The 22084-nt window shown below is 65.9% G+C and carries 21 protein-coding genes; 13 read left to right on the top strand and 8 right to left on the bottom strand.

Annotation, left to right across the window (positions count from 1 at the left end):
• Window positions 1-113: 113 nt before the first annotated feature.
• A complete protein-coding gene (tcdA, locus tag JMY28_RS02045; RefSeq protein ID WP_236596652.1) occupies window positions 114-986 on the top strand; it encodes a tRNA cyclic N6-threonylcarbamoyladenosine(37) synthase TcdA in 873 nt (290 codons plus the stop codon).
• A gap of 103 nt (window positions 987-1089) precedes the next feature.
• On the opposite strand, the gene trxA is transcribed toward tcdA, so the two are convergent.
• On the bottom strand, window positions 1090-1938 hold the full coding sequence (gene trxA, locus JMY28_RS02040) for a thioredoxin (RefSeq protein WP_201694130.1): 849 nt from the start codon (window positions 1936-1938) through the stop codon (window positions 1090-1092).
• An 83-nt stretch (window positions 1939-2021) separates the two neighbouring features.
• The gene (locus tag JMY28_RS02035; RefSeq protein ID WP_201694128.1) at window positions 2022-2903 is read right to left on the bottom strand and encodes a pirin family protein; all 882 of its coding nucleotides are present in this window, start codon (window positions 2901-2903) and stop codon (window positions 2022-2024) included.
• A 223-nt stretch (window positions 2904-3126) separates the two neighbouring features.
• Here JMY28_RS02035 and JMY28_RS02030 point away from each other — a divergent pair, with 223 nt between their 5' ends.
• On the top strand, window positions 3127-4035 hold the full coding sequence (locus tag JMY28_RS02030) for an EamA family transporter (protein ID WP_201694126.1): 909 nt from the start codon (window positions 3127-3129) through the stop codon (window positions 4033-4035).
• Window positions 4036-4113: 78 nt separating this feature from the next.
• Here JMY28_RS02030 and JMY28_RS02025 read toward each other — a convergent pair whose 3' ends face one another.
• The gene (locus tag JMY28_RS02025; protein ID WP_201694124.1) at window positions 4114-5682 is read right to left on the bottom strand and encodes an N-acetylmuramoyl-L-alanine amidase; all 1569 of its coding nucleotides are present in this window, start codon (window positions 5680-5682) and stop codon (window positions 4114-4116) included.
• Window positions 5664-6254, bottom strand: coding sequence for a tRNA (adenosine(37)-N6)-threonylcarbamoyltransferase complex ATPase subunit type 1 TsaE (gene tsaE, locus JMY28_RS02020; RefSeq protein ID WP_201694122.1), 591 nt, complete (start codon window positions 6252-6254; stop codon window positions 5664-5666). Before tsaE ends, JMY28_RS02025 begins: the two co-directional genes overlap by 19 nt.
• Before the next feature lie 155 nt (window positions 6255-6409).
• Here tsaE and queG point away from each other — a divergent pair, with 155 nt between their 5' ends.
• From queG to JMY28_RS01980, 8 genes are all read left to right on the top strand, one after another.
• On the top strand, window positions 6410-7672 hold the full coding sequence (queG, locus tag JMY28_RS02015; protein WP_236596651.1) for a tRNA epoxyqueuosine(34) reductase QueG: 1263 nt from the start codon (window positions 6410-6412) through the stop codon (window positions 7670-7672).
• Between the two features lie 116 nt (window positions 7673-7788).
• A complete protein-coding gene (locus tag JMY28_RS02010) occupies window positions 7789-8274 on the top strand; it encodes a methylated-DNA--[protein]-cysteine S-methyltransferase (protein WP_201694590.1) in 486 nt (161 codons plus the stop codon).
• Window positions 8275-8284: 10 nt separating this feature from the next.
• Window positions 8285-9259, top strand: a complete 975-nt coding sequence (xerD, locus tag JMY28_RS02005; protein ID WP_201694112.1) for a site-specific tyrosine recombinase XerD — start codon at window positions 8285-8287, stop codon at window positions 9257-9259.
• A 54-nt stretch (window positions 9260-9313) separates the two neighbouring features.
• Entirely contained in the window at window positions 9314-9805 is a 492-nt protein-coding gene (ybaK, locus tag JMY28_RS02000; protein ID WP_201694110.1) for a Cys-tRNA(Pro) deacylase, read from the top strand.
• 186 nt (window positions 9806-9991) lie between these two features.
• On the top strand, window positions 9992-10612 hold the full coding sequence (plsY, locus tag JMY28_RS01995; protein WP_201694101.1) for a glycerol-3-phosphate 1-O-acyltransferase PlsY: 621 nt from the start codon (window positions 9992-9994) through the stop codon (window positions 10610-10612).
• 205 nt (window positions 10613-10817) lie between these two features.
• On the top strand, window positions 10818-12617 hold the full coding sequence (locus JMY28_RS01990) for a methyl-accepting chemotaxis protein (protein WP_201694099.1): 1800 nt from the start codon (window positions 10818-10820) through the stop codon (window positions 12615-12617).
• Window positions 12618-12706: 89 nt separating this feature from the next.
• Window positions 12707-13030, top strand: coding sequence for an ArsR/SmtB family transcription factor (locus JMY28_RS01985; protein ID WP_201694097.1), 324 nt, complete (start codon window positions 12707-12709; stop codon window positions 13028-13030).
• Entirely contained in the window at window positions 13023-13511 is a 489-nt protein-coding gene (locus tag JMY28_RS01980) for an SRPBCC family protein (protein ID WP_201694095.1), read from the top strand. Before JMY28_RS01985 ends, JMY28_RS01980 begins: the two co-directional genes overlap by 8 nt.
• Window positions 13512-13615: 104 nt before the next feature.
• Here JMY28_RS01980 and JMY28_RS01975 read toward each other — a convergent pair whose 3' ends face one another.
• Window positions 13616-14101, bottom strand: coding sequence for a YajQ family cyclic di-GMP-binding protein (locus JMY28_RS01975; protein WP_158757064.1), 486 nt, complete (start codon window positions 14099-14101; stop codon window positions 13616-13618).
• A 278-nt stretch (window positions 14102-14379) separates the two neighbouring features.
• On the opposite strand from JMY28_RS01975, the gene murB reads away from it, so the two are divergent.
• A complete protein-coding gene (gene murB / locus JMY28_RS01970; RefSeq protein WP_201694093.1) occupies window positions 14380-15435 on the top strand; it encodes a UDP-N-acetylmuramate dehydrogenase in 1056 nt (351 codons plus the stop codon).
• A gap of 63 nt (window positions 15436-15498) precedes the next feature.
• Here murB and JMY28_RS01965 read toward each other — a convergent pair whose 3' ends face one another.
• The gene (locus JMY28_RS01965) at window positions 15499-16326 is read right to left on the bottom strand and encodes an EAL domain-containing protein (protein WP_201694086.1); all 828 of its coding nucleotides are present in this window, start codon (window positions 16324-16326) and stop codon (window positions 15499-15501) included.
• A gap of 244 nt (window positions 16327-16570) precedes the next feature.
• Here JMY28_RS01965 and hmgA point away from each other — a divergent pair, with 244 nt between their 5' ends.
• Both hmgA and fahA read left to right on the top strand, forming a co-directional pair.
• Window positions 16571-17920 (top strand): homogentisate 1,2-dioxygenase, encoded by a 1350-nt coding sequence (gene hmgA / locus JMY28_RS01960; RefSeq protein ID WP_201694084.1) that lies wholly within the window; start codon window positions 16571-16573, stop codon window positions 17918-17920.
• A complete protein-coding gene (gene fahA, locus JMY28_RS01955) occupies window positions 17917-19230 on the top strand; it encodes a fumarylacetoacetase (RefSeq protein ID WP_201694082.1) in 1314 nt (437 codons plus the stop codon). The genes hmgA and fahA overlap by 4 nt, the downstream gene beginning before the upstream one ends.
• A gap of 79 nt (window positions 19231-19309) precedes the next feature.
• On the opposite strand, the gene JMY28_RS01950 is transcribed toward fahA, so the two are convergent.
• Together JMY28_RS01950 and JMY28_RS01945 are read right to left on the bottom strand one after the other, a co-directional pair.
• The gene (locus tag JMY28_RS01950; protein WP_201694080.1) at window positions 19310-20467 is read right to left on the bottom strand and encodes an MFS transporter; all 1158 of its coding nucleotides are present in this window, start codon (window positions 20465-20467) and stop codon (window positions 19310-19312) included.
• A gap of 111 nt (window positions 20468-20578) precedes the next feature.
• Complete coding sequence (locus tag JMY28_RS01945) at window positions 20579-21763, bottom strand: MFS transporter (RefSeq protein WP_201694079.1); 1185 nt, start codon at window positions 21761-21763, stop codon at window positions 20579-20581.
• Window positions 21764-22084: the final 321 nt, after the last annotated feature.

The following is a 22084-nucleotide window of genomic DNA, read 5'->3' as shown; positions in this document are numbered from 1 at the left end:
ACAGGCGAGGAAAGGAGGCGCACAGCCTCGTTCGGCGCGATCAGGCAAAATACGGGTCTCGCGAGGACCGTGACAGCAGCGTGCGACCGGTCCGCTTACGATTGCCTACCGTTATGTCCAGTACCTCGATTTCCCCTACCGCCGGCTCCGTCGATCTTACCCCGAGCCCTGCCGACGATGTTGCCGACCGGGCCCGCCGATTCGGCGGAATCGCGCGGCTTTATGGCGCACCCGCGCTCGACGCGTTCGAGCGCGCCCACGTTGCCGTGATCGGCATTGGCGGCGTCGGCTCGTGGGCCGCCGAAGCGCTCGCGCGCAGCGCGATCGGCAAGCTCACGCTCATCGACCTCGACAACGTGGCCGAGAGCAACACCAACCGTCAGATCCACGCGCTCGATGGCAACTACGGCAAGCCGAAGGTCGAGGCCATGGCCGAGCGCATCAAGCTCATCGATCCGGCCTGCGACGTGCGTCTCGTCGAGGACTTCGTCGAGCCGTCGAACTTCGCCGAGCTGCTCGGCGGCGGCTTCGACTACGTGATCGACGCCATCGACAGTGTGCGCACCAAGACCGCCCTGATCGCCTGGTGCGTCGAGCATCGCGTGCCGCTCATCACGGTGGGTGGCGCGGGCGGGCAGCTCGACCCCACGCGCATTCGCATCGACGATCTCGCCCTTACGATCCAGGACCCCCTGCTCTCCAAGGTGCGCGGGCAGTTGCGCAAGCAGCACGGCTTTCCGCGCGGGCCGAAGGCCAAGTTCAAGGTGAGCGCGGTGTATTCCGACGAGCCGCTCATCTATCCCGAAGCCGCCGTGTGTGATATCGACGCCGAGGCCGAGCACGTGAGCACGTCGCCGGGGCATCACGGTCCGGTGGGGCTCAATTGCGCGGGCTTTGGTTCGAGCGTGTGCGTGACGGCGAGCTTTGGGTTCGCCGCGGCTTCGTATGTGCTGCGAACGCTGGCGCATCGCGCAATGAAGGGCTGACGCGCCGCCTGAAGCGGGAGAATGCGACGGCGAAAAAAAACGCACGGCCCGTAAAAGGCCGTGCGTTTTGCTTTTCCGGCGGTGCGTTGTGCCCCTCGCGAAATCAGTTCAGCGTCGCGCTCAGCTTGCGCCGCCACTCGCTCACGAGCTGCGGCTGATGCGCCGCAAGATCGAACACGGAAAGCATGGTCTTGCGGCCCACGTCGTCGCGGAAGGCGCGGTCGCGCTTCACGATCTCCAGCAAATGCTCGAGCGCGTCCGCGTACTTGTGCCGCGCGATCAGCGCGTTCGCCAGATCGAAACGCGCTTCGAGATCGCCGGGGTTGGCGGCCACCTGGGCTTCGAGCGCGTCGGTGGGCGGCAGGTCGGCGGCGGCGTCGAGCGCGTCGAGGCGTGTCTTGAGCGCGTTAAAGCGCGCGTCGATACCCTGCGTGGTCTTGGGCGAGAGCAGCTCCACTTCCTTTTGCGCGTCGTCGGCGCGGTTGTCGGCGAGCAGCATCTCGATCACGTCCATGCGCACCTCGTCGTTGCCCGGATCGAACGCGAGCGCGGCCTGCAGCGCTTCATAGGCTTCGTCGCGGCGGCCTTCGGCCAGCGCTTCCTGCGCGGCGCGGCGCGCGGCATCGGCGCCGTCGGGGATCAGGCCGTCGAGGAACTGGCGCAACTGGCCTTCGGGTAGCACGCCCACGAACTGATCGACCGCCTGCCGGTCGGCAAATGCCACGACGTGCGGAATGCTGCGTACGCCGAAGTGCGCGGCAAGCTCCTGGTTTTCGTCGACGTTCACCTTCACGAGCTTCCATTTGCCCGCGTAATCGGCCTCGAGCTTTTCGAGCATCGGGCCGAGGCTCTTGCAAGGGCCGCACCAGGGCGCCCAGAAGTCGACGAGCACCGGCGCGAGCGCCGACGCTTCGATCACGTCTTTTTCGAAAGTGGCGAGAGTGGTGTCCATTGCGTCCTCGTTGAGAAATCCGTTGTGTTGCTAGTTGGGGACGAAACGCTTGGGTTTCAATCGTCCTGCTCGCGTGCCGAGCCTTAGCGCGGCTTCTTCTCCGGCAGCGGAATCCATTCCGTTTCGCCGGGAACATGCCCCATTTCCTGACGCGTCCACGCTTCCTTCGCGGCTTCGATCTTCTCGCGCGAGCTTGAGACGAAGTTCCATTCGATGAAGCGCTCGCCTTCGAGCTTTTCCCCGCCGAGCAGCATCACGCGCGCCCCATTCGCGCTCGAAAGCGTGACGGTTTCGCCCGGCACCAGTACGGCCATCGTGTGCTGTTCGAGCGGCGTGCCGTCAATCGCGAGATCGCCTTCCACGAGATAGACACCGCGCTCTTCGTGCTCCGCGTCGAGCGCGATTGCGCTGCCCGGCGCGAAATCTGCGGCGACGTAGAGCGTGCCCGAGAAGGTCTCGGCCGGCGAGGTCGCACCGAACGCCGTGCCGGCGATCACGCGCATCGAAACGCCGTTGCGCTCGATTTCAGGCAGCGTGGCGGCGGCGTGATGGAAGAACGACGGCTCAGTGTCTTCGTGATCGAGCGGTAGCGCCACCCAGGTCTGGATGCCGTGCATGGTGAGGCCGGTGGCGCGGTCCTCATCGGGCGTGCGCTCGGAGTGGACGATGCCGCGGCCGGCCGTCATCCAGTTCACGTCGCCAGGCACGATCTTCTGGCTCGAACCGATGCTGTCGCGATGCATGAGCGCGCCGTCGAAGAGATAGGTGACCGTAGCGAGCCCGATATGCGGATGCGGACGCACGTCCACGCCCGAGCCTGGCGCCAGCGTGGCGGGGCCCATGTGGTCGAAGAAGATGAACGGGCCGACGAGGCGTGCGGCGAGCGCGGGCAGCACGCGCCGCACATAGAGATTGCCGATGTCGCGTTGATGAGGCTTGAGAACCGCTTTGATCGATGAGGACATGATGCTTCCTGGATGAGTCGTACGGCACCCGGTTTGGGCCAACTAGTGGGCGAAATCGGCGCGCGAGACAGGCCGCGCGCGAGGCTGGCGCTCATTCTAACGCCGGCGTTCCCGGCGTGCGGCTAACACATCGGCTCGGCGCTGGCGGCACGGCGCGCCGCCGCGCGAGGCGGTAAGATCGCCGCTTCGAAGAAAAGGCAGGACGCAATAAAGGAGAGAGGGGATGTCGCCGAAGGACTTGTTGCTCGCGCTGGTGGTGGTGCTCGCGTGGGGCGTGAATTTCGTCGTGATCAAGGTGGGGCTGCACGGCGTGCCGCCGCTCCTGCTCGGCGCCCTGCGCTTCATGCTGGCGGCTTTTCCCGCGGTGCTGTTCGTGAAGCGCCCGCAAATGCCGCTGCGCTGGCTGCTGGCCTACGGCGCGACCATCTCTCTCGGTCAGTTCGCGTTCCTCTTCACCGCAATGTACGTGGGCATGCCCGCGGGCCTCGCTTCGGTCGTGCTGCAGGCGCAGGCGTTCTTCACGCTCGGCTTTGCGGCGGTATTTCTGCATGAGCGCTTTCACGCGCAGAACGTGGTCGGCTTGTTGATCGCCGCGGGCGGCCTCGCGCTGATCGGCGTGCAGTCGATGGGGGGCACTGCGGCAGGTGGCGCGCAGGGCATGACGGTGGCCGGTTTCGTGCTCACGCTGTGCGCGGCCTGCATGTGGGCGCTCGGCAATGTCGTCACGAAGAAGGTCGGCAAGGTGGATCTCGTCGGCCTCGTGGTGTGGGCGAGCCTCGTGCCGCCGCTGCCGTTTCTCGCGCTCTCGTACTGGATGGAAGGTCCGCAGCGCATCGTGGCCGCGCTCTCGAGCATCGGCATGACTTCGGTGGGCGCGATCGTCTACCTCGCGTTTGTCGCGACGCTTGTCGGCTATAGCCTCTGGAGCCGCCTGCTCTCGAAGTATCCCGCAAGCCAGGTGGCGCCGTTCTCGCTGCTCGTGCCGATCGTCGGGCTCGCCTCGGCGTCGCTCCTGCTCGGCGAGCAGTTGAGCGCGGCCGAGATCGGCGGCGCCGTGCTCGTGATGGGCGGCCTTGCCGTCAACGTGTTCGGGGGCTGGCTCAAGCAGCGCCTCGGGGCCGCGCGCTCTTGACACGTGTGCTCCAAATGCAAACGCCGCGCCAGCCCGAAGGCGTGCGCGGCGCTTTCCAGGATGCCAGGCTCGCGGGCCTCAGGTCATACGGCTCTTCGCAAGTGGCGGATTGGCCGCGAAATAGCGCTTGATGCCCTTGAGAATCGCGTTCGCCATCTTGTCGCGATAGGCGTCGTCGTTGAGCTTGGTCTCTTCTTCGGGATTGCTGATGAAGGCCGTCTCCACGAGGATCGACGGAATGTCGGGCGCCTTGAGCACCGCGAAGCCCGCCTGCTCGACTGAGCCCTTGTGCAGCTTGTTGATATCGCCGACCTCGTTGAGCACGAAGCCGCCGTAACGCAGCGAGTCGCGGATCTGCGCCGTCGTCGACATGTCGAAGAGCGCGCGGTTCACGGCGGCGTCGGCCGTTTGCACGCTGATGCCGCCGATCTGGTCCGAAGAGTTCTCCTTGTTCGCCATCCAGCGCGCCGCGGCGCTTGTCGCGCCGTGCTCCGAAAGCGCGAACACCGATGAGCCGCGCGCCTCGGGCGTGGTGAACGCGTCGGCGTGGATCGAGACGAAAAGGTCCGCGCCCACGCGCCGCGCCTTCTGCACGCGTACGTTCAGCGGCACGAAGAAGTCGGCGTCGCGCGTCATCATTGCGCGCATGTTGGGCTGGGCGTCGATCTTCGCGCGCAGCTTCTTCGCGATGTCGAGCGCAACGTGCTTCTCGTAGGTGCCCGCGCTGCCGATGGCGCCCGGGTCTTCGCCGCCGTGGCCCGGATCGATCGCGACGGTCAACAGGCGCGTGGTGCCGCCCTTGGTGGACTTCGGCGCGGTGAAACCGTAGTTGTCGTCGGCGCTGGCGCTTGGGTTGTCGCCATCGTCGTTGTTGCGCTGGGCGACGACGGGTGGCTTCGGCACGGCAGGTTTGCCCGGACGCGGCACGACCGCCGCAGGCGGCGCCGGCGGCGTGGGCCGCGGCGCGCTGGGCGAGCCGAGCGCGTCGTTCTGCGCGTAGCGCTCGAAAAACGCGTCGCTATTGTCGTGCGCGGGCGGTGTGTTCGGACCCGCGAGCGTGGGCGGCGTGGCAGGCTGCGCGCTGTCCTTCATCGTCTGGTGCGCATCGAGTTGCTGCTGCTTGCGCTCGGTTTGGGCCAGCAGGTCCATCAGCGGGTCGGGTGCGACCGCCGGGTACAGGTCGAACACGAGCCGGTACTTATACGAGCCCACCGGCTGAAGCGCGAACACCTGCGGCTTGACCGACCCCTTGAGGTCGAACACCATGCGCACCACGTGCGGCTGGTACTGGCCCACACGCACGGCCTGGATCTGCGGATCGTTCGGCGTGATCTTGGAGACGAGGTTCTTGAGCGCGTCGTCGAGATCGAGCCCGGTGAGATCGACGACGAGACGATCGGGGCCTTGCAGCAGTTGCTGTGCGTTCTGCAGCGGCTGGTCCGATTCGATGGTGACGCGGGTGTAGTCACGCGCGGGCCACACACGCACGCCGACGACCGAAGTGGCCCACGCGAGGCGCGGCACGGCAAGACCGAGCACGAGCGTGGAGGCGCCCGCCTTCAGAATCTGCCGGCGACGCCAGTTGTGCGTGGCGGTGGCGGCCGATTCGATCGAGCGGAACGGTTTGATTAACATCTTTCTAGACATGCCTTTCCTGATGCGCTGTATGCGTAGGCGGTGAGCACGCGGCCTTCGCCGCTTGCATCCGGCTCGAGCGAGAACACGAGATCGGGTACGCCGAGAAGGCCGCCCGCGCGTTGCGGCCATTCGACGAGGCACACCGCACCTTGCGCGAAGTATTCGCGAAAGCCCGAGTCGGCCCATTCGGCCGGATCGCTGAAACGGTACAGATCGAAGTGATACAGCTGGAGTTCCCCATTCGGCGTTGCGACCGTGTAGGGCTCGACGAGCGTGTAGGTGGGACTGCGCACACGGCCCGCGTGGCCGAGCGCGCGCAACGTGGCGCGCACGAGCGAGGTCTTGCCCGCGCCGAGGTCGCCGTGCAACTGCACGTGCAGGCCGTGAAAGGGAGGTGCTGCGTGATCTTGCGCGCCGCTTTGCGCAACATTTGCGCGCAGCGAATCGAGCGCGTGCGCGAAGCGTGCGCCGAAGGCGTCGGTGGCGTTCGCATCTGCCAGATCGAAACGACGCTCGAGGAGAACGTCGGCTGATGGATCAAGCAAAAGCGGCGCGTGGTCGTGACCGGGCGTGTCGGGCATTCTCGTAAAATGACGTGATGAACCCCACGCATTCCCCTTCCAACTCCGCGCAGGATGCGCGAGCGTCTTCGGAGGCGCTCGACCCAACGTCCGCTCAAGCGCGTGCTCAAGCTCATGCGCCGCGAGAGTCGTCTGCGCCGGCCGTTGAGCAGGCCATGCTGCTCGATGAGGCGGCGCTCGCCGCGCTCGCGGCGCGCATCCGGACGTGGGGGCGCGAGCTGGGGTTCGGTGCGATCGGTATCAGCGACACCGACCTTTCCCATGCCGAGGCGGGCCTCGCCGCGTGGCTCGAAGCAGGCTGCCACGGCGAGATGGATTATATGGCCAAACATGGGATGAAACGCGCGCGGCCAGCCGACCTTGTGGCCGGCACGCGACGCGTGATCACCGCGCGCATGGCCTATTTGCCCATCGATACGCTCAAGCCGAATGCAGTGGGAAAGACGCGCGAAAGTGCTTCGCAAGCTGGCCCGGATCGCAGCGAGAGCGCTGGCACCGAAGTTGCCACCGAAGTTGGCACGAACGTTGCCCACGAGAGCGTTCACGCCGACTGGCGGCTGCGCGAGCACGCGCGTCTGACCGACCCGCATGCCGCCGTCGTGTCGATCTACGCTCGCGGGCGCGACTATCACAAGGTGTTGCGCGCGCGGCTGCAGCAGCTTGCCGAACGCATCGAGGCCGAGATCGGCCAGTTCGGTTTTCGCGTGTTCACCGACTCCGCGCCCGTGCTCGAAGTCGAACTCGCGCAGAAGGCAGGCGTGGGCTGGCGCGGCAAGCACACGCTGCTCCTGCAACGCGACGCGGGCTCGCTCTTCTTTCTCGGCGAGATCTACGTGGACGTGCCGCTGCCCACCGATGCCGACGACCCAGCCAGCGCCGCACCCGAAACGCCGGGCGCGCATTGCGGCAGTTGCACGCGCTGCATCGACGCGTGCCCGACGGGTGCGATCACCGGGCCGTATCGCGTGGATGCGCGCCGCTGCATCTCCTATCTGACGATCGAATTGAAGGGCAGCATTCCCCTGGAACTGCGCGAGCTGATCGGCAATCGTGTGTATGGTTGCGATGACTGCCAGCTCGTGTGCCCATGGAACAAGTTCGCGCAGGCCGCGCCCGTCGCCGATTTCGACGTGCGTCATGGGCTCGATCGTGCGAGTCTCGTCGATCTGTTCGCATGGAGCGCAGCGCAGTTCGACGAGCGCATGCAAGGCAGCGCGATACGGCGCATCGGCTACGAAAGCTGGTCGCGCAATATCGCGGTGGCGATGGGCAATGCGCTGCGCGCGAGGACGCACGAAGGCGCGGATACCGCCCGCGACGCGGCGCGCGCTGCGATCGTGCAGGCATTGCGCGAGCGCGAGCATGACGAGTCGGCGATCGTGCGCGAGCACGTGCGCTGGGCGCTCGAAGCGGCTTGATGCAAATGAAAACGGCAGAGGCGGACATGGACATGAAACTGAACGACGGCGCACTGGAAATCGCGCGCGCATCGCGGCACCATGGCGTGCAACGTTCGCGCACGAAGGAGACGACGATGTTCAACGCAGTGATCGACGCGCCATTCGGCAAGGTCGGTATCCGCACCGTCGGGCAAGCGCTGGGCGAGATCGTCTATCTGCCGGGGCACACGGCGAGCGTCGAGCCCGATTGCGAACTCGCCGCGCGCGCGGCCGAACAGATCGGGCAGTATTTCGAGAACGCCGACGCCGGCTTCGACCTGCCGCTCGCACCGCTAGGCACCGAATTCCAGCGGCGTGTGTGGGACGGCATCTGCGCAATCGAGGCGGGAGAAGTCCTCACCTACGGCGAACTCGCGAAGCGCATTGGCGGGCTCAGCCCGCGCGCCGTGGGCCAGGCGTGCGGCGACAATCCCTTTCCGCTCGTGATTCCGTGTCATCGCGTGGTGTCGGCGAGCGGCCTCGGTGGGTTCGCGCATCACGGCGGCGAAGGCTTCTTTCGCGACGTGAAGCGCTGGCTGCTCGCCCACGAATGCACGTCGAACCGATTTCAACTGCGCTGACACGATGACGATGACGACGAATCCGCCGCCGCTTGCCGCAAGCGATGCCGCCGACGAGGCGCAACAGGCGCTTGATCCCGCCGCGGCCGAAGCGCTTGCCTCGAGCCACACCGCCATCGACACGTTTTGCGACGCCATGTGGCTCGAGCACGGCCTCTCGCGCAATACGCTCGACGCCTACCGGCGAGATTTGAGCCTCTTCGCGCAATGGCTCGCGCGCGAGCGCTTCAACGCGCTCGACACGACCCACGAAGACGACTTGCTCGCCTACAGCGCGCGCCGCAAGGACGATAAATCCACTTCGGCGAACCGGCGCCTTTCGGTGTTTCGCCGCTACTACGGCTGGGCGCTGCGTGAGCAGCGCGTGCACTCGGACCCGACCGTTCGCATCCGGTCGGCGAAGCAGGCGCCGCGCTTTCCGTCCACGTTGAGCGAGGCGCAGGTCGAGGCGCTGCTAGGCGCTCCCGATGTAGAGACGCCGCTCGGCCTGCGCGACCGCACGATGCTCGAGCTGATGTACGCAAGCGGCCTGCGCGTGACCGAACTCGTCACGCTCAAGACCGTCGAGGTGGGCTTGAACGAAGGCGTCGTACGTGTGCTCGGCAAGGGTTCCAAGGAGCGGCTGATTCCGTTCGGCGAGGAGGCGCACGCCTGGATCGAGCGCTACTTGCGCGAGTCGCGGCCAGCGCTGCTCGGCGCTCGCACGACCGACGCGCTCTTCGTGACCGCGCGCGCCGAAGGCATGACGCGCCAGCAGTTCTGGCACATCATCAAGCGCCACGCGGCGGCGGGCGGTGTGCACGCGCCGCTCTCGCCGCACACGATGCGCCACGCGTTCGCCACGCACCTGCTCAATCACGGCGCGGACTTGCGGGTCGTGCAGCTGCTGCTGGGCCACAGCGACATCTCCACGACGCAGATCTATACGCACGTCGCGCGCGAGCGGCTGCGCCTCTTGCACGCGAAGCATCATCCGCGCGGGTGATTCTGGCAAACGTGGTGGCGCGGCCATTGCGAGTCCTCCGCTTACAATGCGCCGATGAGCAAAACGAAACATGTGTCCGAAACGCCCGCCACGCAGATGCTGCGCCGCGCGGGCGTCGCGTTCGGCGAGCATCCCTACGAGTATGTCGAGCATGGCGGCACGGAAGAATCCGCGCGCCAGCTCGGCGTGGACGAGCATCGCGTCGTCAAGACGCTCGTGATGGAGGATGAGCACGCGAAGCCGCTCATCGTCCTCATGCACGGCGACCGCAAGGTGTCGACGAAGAATCTCGCGCGGCAGATCGGCGCGAAGCGCATCGAGCCGTGCAAGCCCGAAGTCGCGAACCGTCATTCGGGCTATCTGGTGGGCGGCACCTCGCCCTTCGGCACGAAGAAGGCCATGCCCGTGTATGTCGAATCGACCATATTCGAACTCGACGAGATCTGGCTCAACGGAGGCCGTCGTGGTTATCTCGTGAGCCTCGCCCCAGCAGTGCTCACGACGCTCCTGAACGCGAAGCCAGTGCAATGCGCGAGCGTCGAGTAACGCGCGGCGCCCGCTCGCCGTCTTCCCGTCCGTTCCCGTTATTTCCCTGATTTACCCTGGTTTGTGCGGGGTTGTGCCGTCGGTGCGGGCAGGGCGCGCCCGTGCTTCGGTAGAATGAGCGCCGTCGCGCGTTGCCGGGCGGCCATGGCCCGGCGCGCATCGTTCCACTTCCTTCGGGTTTCGTGCATGTCCAACCTGTTCGTCGCCGTTCTCGCCTATCTGATCGGTTCGGTTTCGTTTGCCGTGATCGTGAGCGCCTTCATGGGCCTCGACGATCCTCGCTCCTACGGCTCCGGCAATCCCGGCGCGACCAACGTGCTGCGCAGCGGCAACAAGAAGGCCGCGATCCTCACGCTGATCGGCGACGCGTTCAAGGGCTGGCTGGCCGTCTGGCTGGTCGCGCACTTCGGTCCGCGCTACGGTCTCGGCGACGCAGCTGTCGCGCTCGCCGCGATCGCCGTGTTCCTCGGCCACCTGTATCCGGTGTTCTTCCGCTTCAAGGGCGGCAAGGGCGTCGCCACCGCGGCCGGCGTGCTGCTCGCGGTGAATCCGATCCTCGGCGTCGCCACGCTCGCCACCTGGCTCATCGTCGCGTTCTTCACGCGTTACTCGTCGCTCGCGGCGCTGGCGGCCGCCGTGTTCGCGCCGCTTTACTACGTGTTCATGTTCGGCCCGCGCATTGTCGCGCTCGCCATCCTCGCCATGAGCGTGCTGCTGTTCTGGCGGCATCGCGCGAACATCTCCAAGCTCATCGCGGGTAAGGAGAGCCGGATCGGCGAGAAGAAGGCTGCGGGCGCCGGCAAGTAGTTACCCGGTAAACCGGCGCGATGGTTGCAATCTATTTGTCTGATAATTTCGTTTATCCTCCGCCAACTTCTTGTAAGTAAGCGATTCAAGGCGCATCTTCTGCGGTTGCGCCCTCAAGAACACCGTGTGGTTTGCCGTAATCCCTGATAGTTCCAGATCAGGCATGATGGCTTCCCCCTTTCTTCCCACACGGCATTCCCCTCCGATGTTTTCCACTATCCGCGCGCGCATCGTCGCGCTATGCGTTGTCATTGTCGTGACCGCGCTTGCCGCGAATACGGCGCTTAACTATTTCGTCGCCAACTCGCACAACAGGGATTCGATCGACAGCACGCTTACGGCTCTCGAAGATAGCCACGCGCAAGGCGTTGCCGACTGGGTCGCGACGCACGTGCGGATGATCGACTCGCTGCAGGACGCCGTGCTCGGGCCGGACCCCGTGCCGGCGCTCAAGCAGATCGCGGCGGCGGGCGGCTTCACCAACGTCTACGTGGGCTATGCCGACCGCACGGCGAAGTTTTCCGATCCGACCGGCATCCCGCCCGACTATGACCCGACCGGCCGCCCCTGGTACAAGCAGGCCGTCGCGGCGGGCAAGGCCGTCGTCACCCCGCCTTACGTGGACGTGGGCACGGGCAAGCTCGTGGTGGCGTTCGCCGAGCCCGTAATCCGCGACGGCGCGGTGAAGGGCGTGATTTCCGGCGACGTGGCGATGGACAGCGTGATCGACAACGTCCGCTCGATTCATCCCACGCCGGCGAGTTTCGGCATGCTTGTCGACGCGAGCGGCGCGATCGTTGCGCACCCCGACCCCAAGCTGACGCTCAAGCCTGTATCGGAACTCGCCCCTGAACTGGCCGGCGATCGCCTGAACGCGTTGTTCTCGGCCACCGCACCGTTGAAGGTGGACGTGAACGGCGACATCAAGCTGATGCGCGCGCAAACGATTCCGGGTACCGACTGGCGCGTGGTCGTCGCCTTCGACCGCGCCGATGCGACGGCGGCCATGCGCTCGCTGCTCACGGCGTCGCTCATCGCGCTCGTGGTGATCGCGGTGGCGGCCGCGGCGATCGTGGCGGCGGCCACGGCCGTGTCGTTCCAGCGTCTCTCGCGCGTGCGCGACGCGATGGACGCGATCAGCGCTGGCGAAGGCGATCTCACGAAGCGGCTGCCCGCCGTGGGCAACGACGAAGTTGCGCAGATCGCGCGTTCGTTCAACGCGTTCATGGACAAGCTGCGCGACGTGATGCGTCACATCCGCGACGCGAGCGAATCGGTGCGCACGGCGAGCGACGAGATCGCGGCGGGCAACGTCGACCTCTCGGGCCGCACCGAGTCGGCGGCGGCGAGCCTCGAAGAGACGGCGGCGTCGATGGAGGAAATCACGGCGACGGTCGCGCAGTCGGCGAACGCGGCGCAGCAGGCCGACGTGACGGCGGCCACGGCGTCGCAGGCGGCCTCGCGCGGCGGCTCGGTGATCGGCGACGTGGTGCACACGATGGGCGACATCGAGAAGGCGTCCGTGAAGATCGCGGACATCATCGGCGTGATCGACGGCATTGCCTTTCAGACCAATATCCTCGCACTGAATGCGGCGGTCGAAGCGGCGCGGGCCGGAGAGGAGGGCCGCGGATTCGCCGTGGTGGCGGGCGAGGTGCGCAGTCTCGCGCAGCGCAGCGCGCAAGCGGCGCGCGAGATCAAGGGGCTGATCGAATCGACCGTTTCCAGCGTGACTTCGGGCTCGCAGCTCGTGCGCCGCGCGGGCTCGACGATGGATGAGATCGTGGCGAATGTCTCGAACGTGACGACTATCCTCTCCGAGGTCACCAACTCCGCCAGCGAGCAGACGCGCGGCATCCAGGAAGTGAACCGCGCGGTGAGCCAGCTCGATGAGATGGTTCAGCAGAACGCAGCGCTCGTCGAACAGTCGACGGCTGCCGCGGCGGCGCTGCGCGGCCAGGCCGCCAATCTCGCGGATGCGGTCGGGCAGTTCAGGCTCGATTGAGGCGCAGGAGCGCAATGAGCAGAGAGAACGGCGCTGCGGCGTCGTTCTTTTTACCTTGACATGCAACCATATGGTTGCATAATTAACGCATGAACGACGACACCGTATTCCGTGCGCTGGCGGACGCGAGCCGCCGTCAACTGCTCGACCGCCTCCATGCGAAAAACGGCCAGACGCTGACCGATTTATGCCAGGGGCTGGCCATGTCGCGCCAGGCGGTCACGAAGCATCTCGCTGTGCTGGAGGAGGCGAGTCTCGTCGCCACGCAGCGGCATGGACGCGAGAAGCGGCATTTCATCAATCCGGTGCCCATCGGCGAGATTGCGGCCCGGTGGATCGGCAAGTTCGAGCACGAGCGCGTGGGCGCGCTCGTCGACCTCAAACGTTCACTCGAAGGAGACAGCCATGAGTAGCGAAAAGCACGCGCCTGGCAGTGCCGCTGGCGACTCGACGTTCGTCTACGTCACGTTCATCCGCACCACGCCGCAAGCGTTGTGGACGGCGCTCACGAGCCGCGAGTTCACCGAGCGCTACTGGTTCGGCATGCATCACGAATGCGACTGGCAAACGGGCTCGCCGTGGTCGTTGCGCTTTGCCGACGGCCGTATCGCCGACTCGGGCGCCGTGGTCGAGTCCGATCCGCCGCGCCGGCTCGTGCTGCGCTGGCGCAACATGTTCCTCTCCGAACTCCATGCCGAGGGCGATTCGCACTGCACGATCGACATCGAGCCCGTTGAGTACGCGGTCAAGCTCACGATTACGCACAGCATGGCGCGGCCGGGATCGATCTTCATCGAGAAGGTGGCGGGCGGCTGGCCGCGCATCCTCTCGAATCTCAAGACACTGCTGGAAACCGGCGAGGTGCTCATGCCGCTCGTGGTGACGGCGGACTGAGCGCGAGAAAAGACGAAGGGAGTGTGCGAAACGAAAACGGGGCGGCCCGAGCCGCCCCGCCATGCAATGGATTTGTCGCTTTAGTCCGCTTGCTTTAACCCGCTTTAATCGCGGAAGTTGTTGAAGTCGAGCGGCGTGTCGGTCACGTCCTTGCGCAGCATGGCGATTACGCTTTGCAGGTCGTCGCGCTTGGTGCCCGTCACGCGCACGGCGTCGCCCTGGATGCTGGCCTGGACCTTGATCTTGCTGTCCTTCACGAGCCTGACGATCTTCTTGGCGAGGTCGCCCGACACACCCTTCTTCACGGTGATGACCTGCTTGACCTTGTCGCCGCCAATCTTCTCGATCTTGCCGTAGTCGAGGAAGCGGACGTCCACATTGCGCTTGGCCATTTTCGAGACCAGCACGTCCTTCACCTGGCCGAGCTTGAAGTCGTCGTCGGCGAACGCGGTCAGCTCGCGCTCTTTTTGCTCGACGCGCGAATCCGAGCCCTTGAAGTCGAAGCGCGTGGAGATCTCCTTGTTGGATTGCTCCACGGCGTTCTTCACTTCGATCATGTTGGCTTCGCTGACGACGTCAAACGATGGCATTGCTTTCTCCAAAAAAGTACGAGCTGCGCGGCGGGGCGGATCGCTATGCAAACGCTATGCAAACTGCGCGCCCGCGGCCCGCAGCCGCATTTTCAGGCAGCGGTTCGCGCACTCGCTATAATCACGGACCGACGCCATTCTACCGGCGCCGTTGCGTTTGCCCAAGGCGGCTTGCCGCCGCCCGGTGGCGAAATCCGCGGTAATGCGCGGTGCAAAGGTGTCCGCCGGCGGCTCTTCCGGCCTTTTTCCGTCTGCTGTCCGTGTTCAGTTCTTCCCCGATGCCTGCCGTCCAAACGCCCGTCGCTACGTCTTCCGTGTGGTTCGCCGCCGGCTTTGCGCTGCGCGCGCACAACACGTTCGGCTTTGACGTGCGCGCGCGCTACGCCTGCCGGATCGAAAGCGAGGCCGATCTCGCCGCCGCCGTGCGCGATCCGCGCGCCCAGGGCTTGCGTACGCTCGTGCTGGGCGGCGGCAGCAATGTCGTGCTCACGCGCGACTTCGACGGTCTCGTGCTGCTCATGGCGCTGGCCGGCAAGCGCGTAGCCCACGAAGACAGCCACGCCTGGTACGTGGAAGCGGCCGCGGGCGAGAACTGGCACGATTTTGTAGCCTGGACGCTTGAAGCGGGCATGCCGGGCCTCGAGAATCTGGCGCTGATTCCGGGCACGGTGGGCGCGGCGCCCATTCAGAACATCGGCGCCTACGGGCTCGAGATGGCTGAGCGCTGCGTCTCGGTGCGGGCCATCGAGATGGAAACGGGGCAAGCTATGGAGTTCGACGCGGCTGCCTGCCGCTTCGGCTATCGCGACAGCTTTTTCAAGCGCGAAGGGCGTGATCGCTTCGTCATTACTTCGGTCACGTTCCGCCTGCCGAAGGTGTGGCAGGCCAACGCGGGTTATGCCGATCTCGCGCGCGAACTGGCGCAGCACCGCGCCGGCGAGGCGCCGCATGCGCGTGCCGTGTTCGACGCCGTGGTAGCGGTGCGACGCGCGAAGTTGCCTGACCCGCTAGAGTTTGGCAATGCCGGCAGTTTCTTCAAGAATCCAGTGATCGAAGCGGAGCAGTTCGATACGCTCGTCGTGCGCGAACCGCAGATCGTTTCGTATCAGCAGGCCGACGGGCGCGTAAAGCTCGCGGCTGGCTGGATGATCGACCGGTGCGGCTGGAAGGGCCGTACGCTGCGCGCGGCGGCGGTGCACGAGCGCCAAGCGCTCGTGCTCGTCAATCGGGGCGGCGCGACCGGCGCGGACATTCTCGAACTCGCAGAAGCAATCCAGCGCGACGTGCTCGCGCGCTTCGGCGTGGAGCTGGAGCAGGAACCCATCAGCCTTTAAGGCAAAAGTCGAGGCCAGATCGAGGCCTCTCAGGCGCCGTTCGCCGCGCCTGCATCACGACCCTCAAACCACCTTGTCCTGGGCCGCGAACACCGGCCCCTGCACGAAGCGCACGTCGTACTGCTGCAACTGCTCGAACTGCGCCGCATCGGCCACACGGTTGAAAATGAGCGGAATGCGCAGCCGCGCCGCATAGCTCACGAGCGGCTTGACCATCGAATCGCGCAGCGCAGACGCCGCATCCATCTTCACGAAGTCGGGCCGCGGCATATCCGACACCGAAAGAATCTGCCCGGCATTGGGCAGATTGCCCGCCACCTTGAACCCGTACCGCTGATAGCTCTTCGTGAGATAGCCGAGGAACGTGCGGTGCGCCACCGCCGCCGCCGGCAGCTCGATCACGATGCGCCCGGGATTAAGCCCGAACGACACCAGCACGTTCGAGAAATGCCGCCCATGGTCGTACTTCACGCTCTTCAGGAGCCGCTCGTGCACGCGCAGAAAGAGCAGCCCGTGCTGCTGGCCACCCAGAAAATTGATCGCATGCAGCGCGCGCACCATCCGGTCGACCGCGACAAGGTCGGGATCGTCGAGCGTGTCGCTGAATGCGTCGCAGGGCGCGAGCTGGCCGTTCTGCTCGCGCAGCGTGACCGCCTGATAGCCGAGTTCGTCGCCAAAGCGCGAGGCCATCGCGAGATCCGCGGTGAGCGACTGCGCCCCGCTGTGCACGCTGATGTCGTAAATCGGCTCATAGGCGCTCAATAGCTCCATGCCGCGCCGCCGCGCCACGGCTTCTTTGGCGTGCGCGCCAGTGCCCATCGCCAGGTGCTCGCCGAGAAACGGATGGTCGGCGGCGCGGGCAATGAGCTCGGGAATAGTGGGAGCAATCATGGTGATGTCGCGGGGAGCGGATGAAAAGTGCGAGCCCGACACGGGGTCGCATGACCCGATGGTAGCAGCCCGCAGCCGCGCCGGATGGACTGTTTGGTCATAACGTTATCGGCCGTTCGCCCCCGTTCTGGAGGCCATCGGCGCCTCGCCAGGGTTTACGCTTAATTTCACTAAACGTAATTCGTTTTACTATCCGTAAATCGCGTGACCTGAAGTCACGGCCCGAGAACGTGGAGAGACAGCAATGAACGCACCCTTGCGGCACCCAGCCGAAGTCCAGCACGGCTACATGAGCGGCTTCGCCAACGAATTCGCGACCGAGGCGCTGGCGGGCGCGCTGCCCGACGGCCAGAACTCGCCGCAACGCTGCGCCTATGGTTTGTACGCCGAGCAGCTCTCGGGCACCGCGTTTACCGCGCCGCGCTCGCACAACCGCCGCACGTGGTTCTACCGGATCCGTCCGGGCGCCGTGCATCAGCCGTTTGCGCCGGTCACGGCGCGCCTCACCTTGAACGGCGCGCCGCGCCTCGTCGCTGACTTCGGCGACGTGCCGCCCACGCCGCCCAACCAGCTGCGCTGGGACGCGCTGCCCATGCCCACGGAGCCCACGGATTTCATCGACGGCTGGGTGACGATGTCGGGCAACGGCTCGGCGGCCTCGATGAGTGGCTGCGCAATCCACCTGTACGCGGCGAACCGGCCGATGGTGGACCGCTTCTTCTACAACACCGACGGCGAGCTGCTGATCGTCCCGCAGCAAGGGCGCCTTGCCATCCGCACCGAGATGGGCCGCCTCGACGTCGAGCCCTTCGAGATCGTCGTGATCCCGCGCGGCGTGCGCTTCACGGTGGATTTGCCCGATGGCGAAGCACGCGGCTATATCTGCGAGAACTTCGGCGCGCTCCTGCGTCTGCCGGATCTCGGCGTGATCGGCTCGAATGGCCTCGCGAATCCGCGCGACTTCCTCACACCAGTCGCCGCGTATGAAGACCGCGAAGGCGAGTTCGAACTCGTCACGAAACTCAACGGCCAGCTATGGCGCGCCGACATTGGACACTCGCCGCTCGACGTGGTGGCGTGGCATGGCAACTACGCGCCCTGCAAGTACGACCTGCGCCGCTTCAACACCATCGGCTCGATCAGCTACGACCATCCCGACCCGTCGATCTTCCTCGTGCTGCACGCACCCACGGACACGCCAGGTGTCGACTCGATCGACTTCGTGATCTTCCCGCCGCGCTGGCTCGCGGCCGAGAACACGTTCCGTCCGCCCTGGTATCACCGCAACGTGGCGAGCGAGTTCATGGGCCTCGTGCACGGCGTGTACGACGCCAAGGCCGAAGGCTTCGTGCCGGGCGGCGCGAGCCTGCACAACTGCATGTCGGGTCATGGCCCGGATGCCGAGACCTTCGAAAAGGCCTCGAATGCCGACACGACGAAGCCGCACAAGGTCGGCGACACGATGGCCTTCATGTTCGAAACCCGCACGCTGATCCGCCCGACGCGCTACGCGCTCGAAACGAGCCAGCTGCAGGCGCAATACTACGAGTGCTGGCAAGGCCTCACGAAACACTTCAATCCGGAGCAGCAATGAACAGCATCATGACGGACGAACTCAAGGCGACGCTCGACGCCAGGCGCCGCAGCTGGGTCGAAAGCGCGAACGACGCGCAGTGCGATTTCCCGATCCAGAACCTGCCGTTCGGCGTGTTTAGCCATGCGGGCAATGCCAATGCGCGCGTAGGCGTGGCGATCGGCGACTTCGTGGTCGACCTTGCGGTGCTGCACGAAACCGGGCTGTTGCGTTTGCCCGCGAGCGCGCAGCAGGATGTGTTTGCACGTCCCGCGTTGAACGACTTCATCGCGCTTGGTCGCGACGTGTGGCGCAGCGTGCGCGTGCAGCTTTCGTCGCTGCTCGCGCTCGACACGGCCACGCTGCGCGACGACGCCGCGTTGCGCGAGCGCGCCTTCGTGAAGCTCGCCGACGCGAAGCTGCATCTGCCTGTGCAGATTCCGGGCTACACCGACTTCTACTCGTCGAAGGAACACGCGACGAACGTCGGCTCGATGTTTCGCGATCCGAAGAATGCGCTCTTGCCGAACTGGTCGGAGATGCCGATCGGCTATAACGGCCGCGCTTCGTCGGTGGTGGTGAGCGGCACGCCGGTGCGACGCCCGAACGGCCAGTTGAAGCTGCCCGATCAGGAGCGTCCGGTGTTCGGCGCGTGCCGCAAGCTCGATATCGAGCTGGAAACGGGCTTCATCATCGGGCGCGGCAATGCGCTCGGCGAGCCGATCGCGTGCGAAGACGCCGAGGACCACATCTTCGGCATGGTGCTGCTCAACGACTGGAGCGCGCGCGACATCCAGCAATGGGAATACGTGCCGCTCGGGCCCTTCAACGCGAAGACCTTCGCTTCCACGATCTCGCCGTGGGTCGTCACGCTCGATGCACTGGAGCCGTTCCGAGTCGCGCAGCCGGTGCAGGAGCCGCAGCCGCTCGAATACCTGCGCCACGCAGGCGATCATGCGTTCGATATTTCGCTCGAAGTGCTGATGCGCCCCGAGGGCGTTCAAGAGGCCACGCGCATCGCGCGCACGAATTTCCGCCACATGTACTGGTCGATGGCGCAGCAACTCGCGCATCACACCGTGGCGGGGTGCAACACGCGCGTGGGCGACCTGATGGGTTCGGGCACGATCTCGGGCCCGACGCCGGACTCGTTCGGCAGCCTGCTCGAACTGACGTGGAACGCGAAGCATCCGCTCGAACTGAAGAGCGGCGGCACGCGCGGCTTCATCGAGGACGGCGACGAACTCACGCTCGCGGGCTGGTGCCAGGGCGATGGCTATCGCGTGGGCTTTGGCGCCTGCGTTGGCAAAATCCTGCCGGCGTTGAAGTAAAGGCGCGTTAATCAGAAAGTCTGAAAAGCAGAACGGCCGATGCGCTTCGGAAGCGCATCGGCCGTTTTTTTCGCTCGCGCTATGCACGCGCTTGCGCGAGCCCCCGCGAACGTTCCCAACGCAGCGCGCCGAGAAACACCAGCGCGCCCGCGAACAGCACCCACAGCATCGCGTCGCGGCCCGCGTGCTCCATCAGCGCGCCCGTGATTATCGGGCCGCCGAAGCTTGCCGCGCTCCATGCGGCGCTCACGAGGGCGCTCGCGGAAACCAGTGCGACGCCTCCGAAACGCTCGCCGCACGCAACGATAGCAAGCGTGTAGATGGAGCCCGCCGCCGCGCCCAGCACGAAGAGGAGCGGCCAGCGCAGCCAGGGCGTATCGACAACGAAGGGCAAGAGCGGCAGCAGCACCGCGACGATCACGCCCATGAGCGCATGCACGCGCTCGCGGCCGAGCCGGTCGGCGAGCCAGCCGATGGGGAACTGCATGATCGTGTCGCCGAGCAGCACGACCGAGGCGAACAGCACGGCCACTTCGCTGTTGATGCCGTGGCCCATCGCGAAGAGTGGCAACAGCGAAAGCGCGAGTGTGTCGAACAGCGCGAAAAAGCCCGTGGCGATGATGAGCGCGGGCATTTTCGGCATCACGTGACGCCAGCTTCCGTGCGGCTCGTGCATGTCGGTTTGCTGCGGACTCGAGCGGATCGCCGCGAGCATCGGCAGCGCGATGAGAAAGAGCGCGCCGCAGATCGCGAAGCGCCATGCCGTGTAGCCGGCGATCTGGCTCACGAGCACCGGGCCCGACATCTGGAACAGCGTGAACGTGGTCGCGTAGATGCCCACCACGCGGCCGCGGTTCGAGTCGTCGGCGAGTTCGTTGACCCACGCTTCACCGATCGTGAAGAGCAGCATGAGCGCCGCGCCGCAGAGCATGCGCAGGACGGCCCAGAGCCACAGGTCGGCGCTCGTCTGCATCAGCGCGGTCGCGACGGCCACGCTCAGCACCGAGCCGACAATCACCTGGCGCGAGCCGAAGCGCGTGGAGATCCACGCGGTGAACGGCACGACGGCGAGGCCGCCCAGCGCCTGGGCGGCCGTGAGCAGGCCGACGATGGCGGTGCCGTAGCCAGCGTCGGTGAGGGCGAGGGCGGTAAGGGGCAGTGTCGCGCCGGAGCCGAGGCCGACCACGGCCACGCTCAGGATCAGCGCGAGAAAGTCGCGGGTGAGGACGGTTTTCATCGGGCGAGATGCTACTACGCGCGCGTGTCGCGCGCGGCGCAGTTGTGCCTCACATTGAGCATGCGCGCCTCAACGCGACGCACTTTCGCGCAGGCCTGCATCAGAAAGGCATCACGCGCAGGAAGTCGGCCCCGAAACCGCCACGCGGCGGCGCGTGCGCCGGTCGATCTGCGCCGAAACCAGCGTGAGCGCGAGCGCCGCGAACGCGGTGGCCACGCCCACCCACGGCAACGCCGTGAGCGACGCGCCCGCGCTGATCGCGACGCCCCCAATCCACGCGCCGCCCGCGTTGCCGAGATTGAACGCGCCCTGGTTGAGCGTGGAGGCGAGGTTGGGCGCGTCGCTCGCGCGGTTGACGATCAGCATCTGCAGCGGCGGCACGATCGCGAACGCGAGAATCCCCCACACGAAGATCGTCGCCATGGCCGCGATCTGGTCGTGCATGGTCAGCGAGAACACGGCGAGCACCACCGCGATCATGGCGAGGAACGTGAGCAGCGAGCGCATGAGCTTCCAGTCGGCGAGCTTGCCGCCCAGCGTGCTGCCCACCGTCAGCCCGAGGCCGAAGAGCAGCAGCACGAACGTGACTTCGTGGGGCGAGAAACCCGTCACGTCTTCGAGAATCGGCGTGATGTAGGTGAACACCGCAAAGAGGCTGGCCGAGGCCAGCACGCTCATGCCGAGCACCATGAGCACCTGCGGATTCTTCAGCACGCCGAACTCATGCACGAGGCTCGCCTTCTGCATTTCGATCTTCGCGGGCAGGCACACCTGCAGCGCCGCCGCCGCGAGAATGCCGATGGCCGTCACGGCCCAGAACGTCGTGCGCCAGCCGGCGATCTGGCCGAGCGCCGTGCCGAGCGGCACGCCCAGCACATTGGCGAGCGTCAAGCCCGTGAACATGAGCGCGATGGCCTGGGCGCGGCGGTTCGGCGCGACGAGGCCGGCCGCAACCACCGAACCGATGCCGAAGAACGCGCCGTGACAGAACGCGGTGACGATGCGCGCGGCCATCAGGATCGAATAGTTCGGCGCGAGCGCGCACAACAGGTTGCCGACGATAAAGATGCCGATCAAGCGCATGAGCGCCTGCTTGCGCGGCACATTGGCAATGGCGATGGCGACGATGGGCGCGCCGATCGTCACGCCGAGCGCGTAGGCCGAGACGAGCATGCCCGCCGCCGGGATCGAGACGCTCAGGTCGCGCGCGACGTCGGGCAGCAGGCCCATGATGACGAATTCGGAGGTACCGATACCAAAGGCGGCAACGGCAAGGGCGAGAAGAGGCAAGGGCATGGCGTGGGGTCGACGCAGTTCGGCGACGGGCCTGAGCACGAAGCCGTTTTATTTAAGTCAACGCGGAATTGTACTGAAACCTGACACAACGCATACGGCACGCTTTTCAACGCTGTTGGGAAAACAACAGGTTTTCTTGTCGGACCTCGTTCAACGTTTCTTCATATTTCTTGACGATTTCTACAGGTTACGTACATGGCGCAACGCGCTCGCGGGCCGCACGATAGCTACACGATCCAACGAGCGAAACCGCTCCCCATCCGGCCCGCCCGCCGGTGGGCGCCGCTCTCGCGTCGTCCGTCCCGCGCATGACGGAACCGA

Origin of the sequence: Paraburkholderia hiiakae, assembly GCF_904848665.1 — a bacterium.
GTDB lineage: Bacteria > Pseudomonadota > Gammaproteobacteria > Burkholderiales > Burkholderiaceae > Paraburkholderia > Paraburkholderia hiiakae.
This window is presented reverse-complemented; position numbering and strand designations above follow the sequence as displayed.

Bases quoted from the DNA above. Each gene is read 5' to 3' on its own strand.
- JMY28_RS01950 (WP_201694080.1), bottom strand. From the start codon at position 20,467: ATGAAAACCGTCCTCACCCGCGACTTTCTCGCGCTGATCCTGAGCGTG.
- ybaK (WP_201694110.1), top strand. From the start codon at position 9,314: ATGAGCAAAACGAAACATGTGTCCGAAACGCCCGCCACGCAGATGCTG.
- hmgA (WP_201694084.1), top strand. From the start codon at position 16,571: ATGAACGCACCCTTGCGGCACCCAGCCGAAGTCCAGCACGGCTACATG.
- JMY28_RS01965 (WP_201694086.1), bottom strand. From the start codon at position 16,326: ATGATTGCTCCCACTATTCCCGAGCTCATTGCCCGCGCCGCCGACCAT.
- JMY28_RS01990 (WP_201694099.1), top strand. From the start codon at position 10,818: ATGTTTTCCACTATCCGCGCGCGCATCGTCGCGCTATGCGTTGTCATT.
- JMY28_RS02030 (WP_201694126.1), top strand. From the start codon at position 3,127: ATGTCGCCGAAGGACTTGTTGCTCGCGCTGGTGGTGGTGCTCGCGTGG.
- JMY28_RS01985 (WP_201694097.1), top strand. From the start codon at position 12,707: ATGAACGACGACACCGTATTCCGTGCGCTGGCGGACGCGAGCCGCCGT.
- queG (WP_236596651.1), top strand. From the start codon at position 6,410: ATGCTGCTCGATGAGGCGGCGCTCGCCGCGCTCGCGGCGCGCATCCGG.
- plsY (WP_201694101.1), top strand. From the start codon at position 9,992: ATGTCCAACCTGTTCGTCGCCGTTCTCGCCTATCTGATCGGTTCGGTT.
- JMY28_RS02010 (WP_201694590.1), top strand. From the start codon at position 7,789: ATGTTCAACGCAGTGATCGACGCGCCATTCGGCAAGGTCGGTATCCGC.
- JMY28_RS01980 (WP_201694095.1), top strand. From the start codon at position 13,023: ATGAGTAGCGAAAAGCACGCGCCTGGCAGTGCCGCTGGCGACTCGACG.
- JMY28_RS02025 (WP_201694124.1), bottom strand. From the start codon at position 5,682: ATGTCTAGAAAGATGTTAATCAAACCGTTCCGCTCGATCGAATCGGCC.
- murB (WP_201694093.1), top strand. From the start codon at position 14,380: ATGCCTGCCGTCCAAACGCCCGTCGCTACGTCTTCCGTGTGGTTCGCC.
- tcdA (WP_236596652.1), top strand. From the start codon at position 114: ATGTCCAGTACCTCGATTTCCCCTACCGCCGGCTCCGTCGATCTTACC.
- trxA (WP_201694130.1), bottom strand. From the start codon at position 1,938: ATGGACACCACTCTCGCCACTTTCGAAAAAGACGTGATCGAAGCGTCG.
- fahA (WP_201694082.1), top strand. From the start codon at position 17,917: ATGAACAGCATCATGACGGACGAACTCAAGGCGACGCTCGACGCCAGG.
- tsaE (WP_201694122.1), bottom strand. From the start codon at position 6,254: ATGCCCGACACGCCCGGTCACGACCACGCGCCGCTTTTGCTTGATCCA.
- JMY28_RS02035 (WP_201694128.1), bottom strand. From the start codon at position 2,903: ATGTCCTCATCGATCAAAGCGGTTCTCAAGCCTCATCAACGCGACATC.
- JMY28_RS01975 (WP_158757064.1), bottom strand. From the start codon at position 14,101: ATGCCATCGTTTGACGTCGTCAGCGAAGCCAACATGATCGAAGTGAAG.
- JMY28_RS01945 (WP_201694079.1), bottom strand. From the start codon at position 21,763: ATGCCCTTGCCTCTTCTCGCCCTTGCCGTTGCCGCCTTTGGTATCGGT.
- xerD (WP_201694112.1), top strand. From the start codon at position 8,285: ATGACGACGAATCCGCCGCCGCTTGCCGCAAGCGATGCCGCCGACGAG.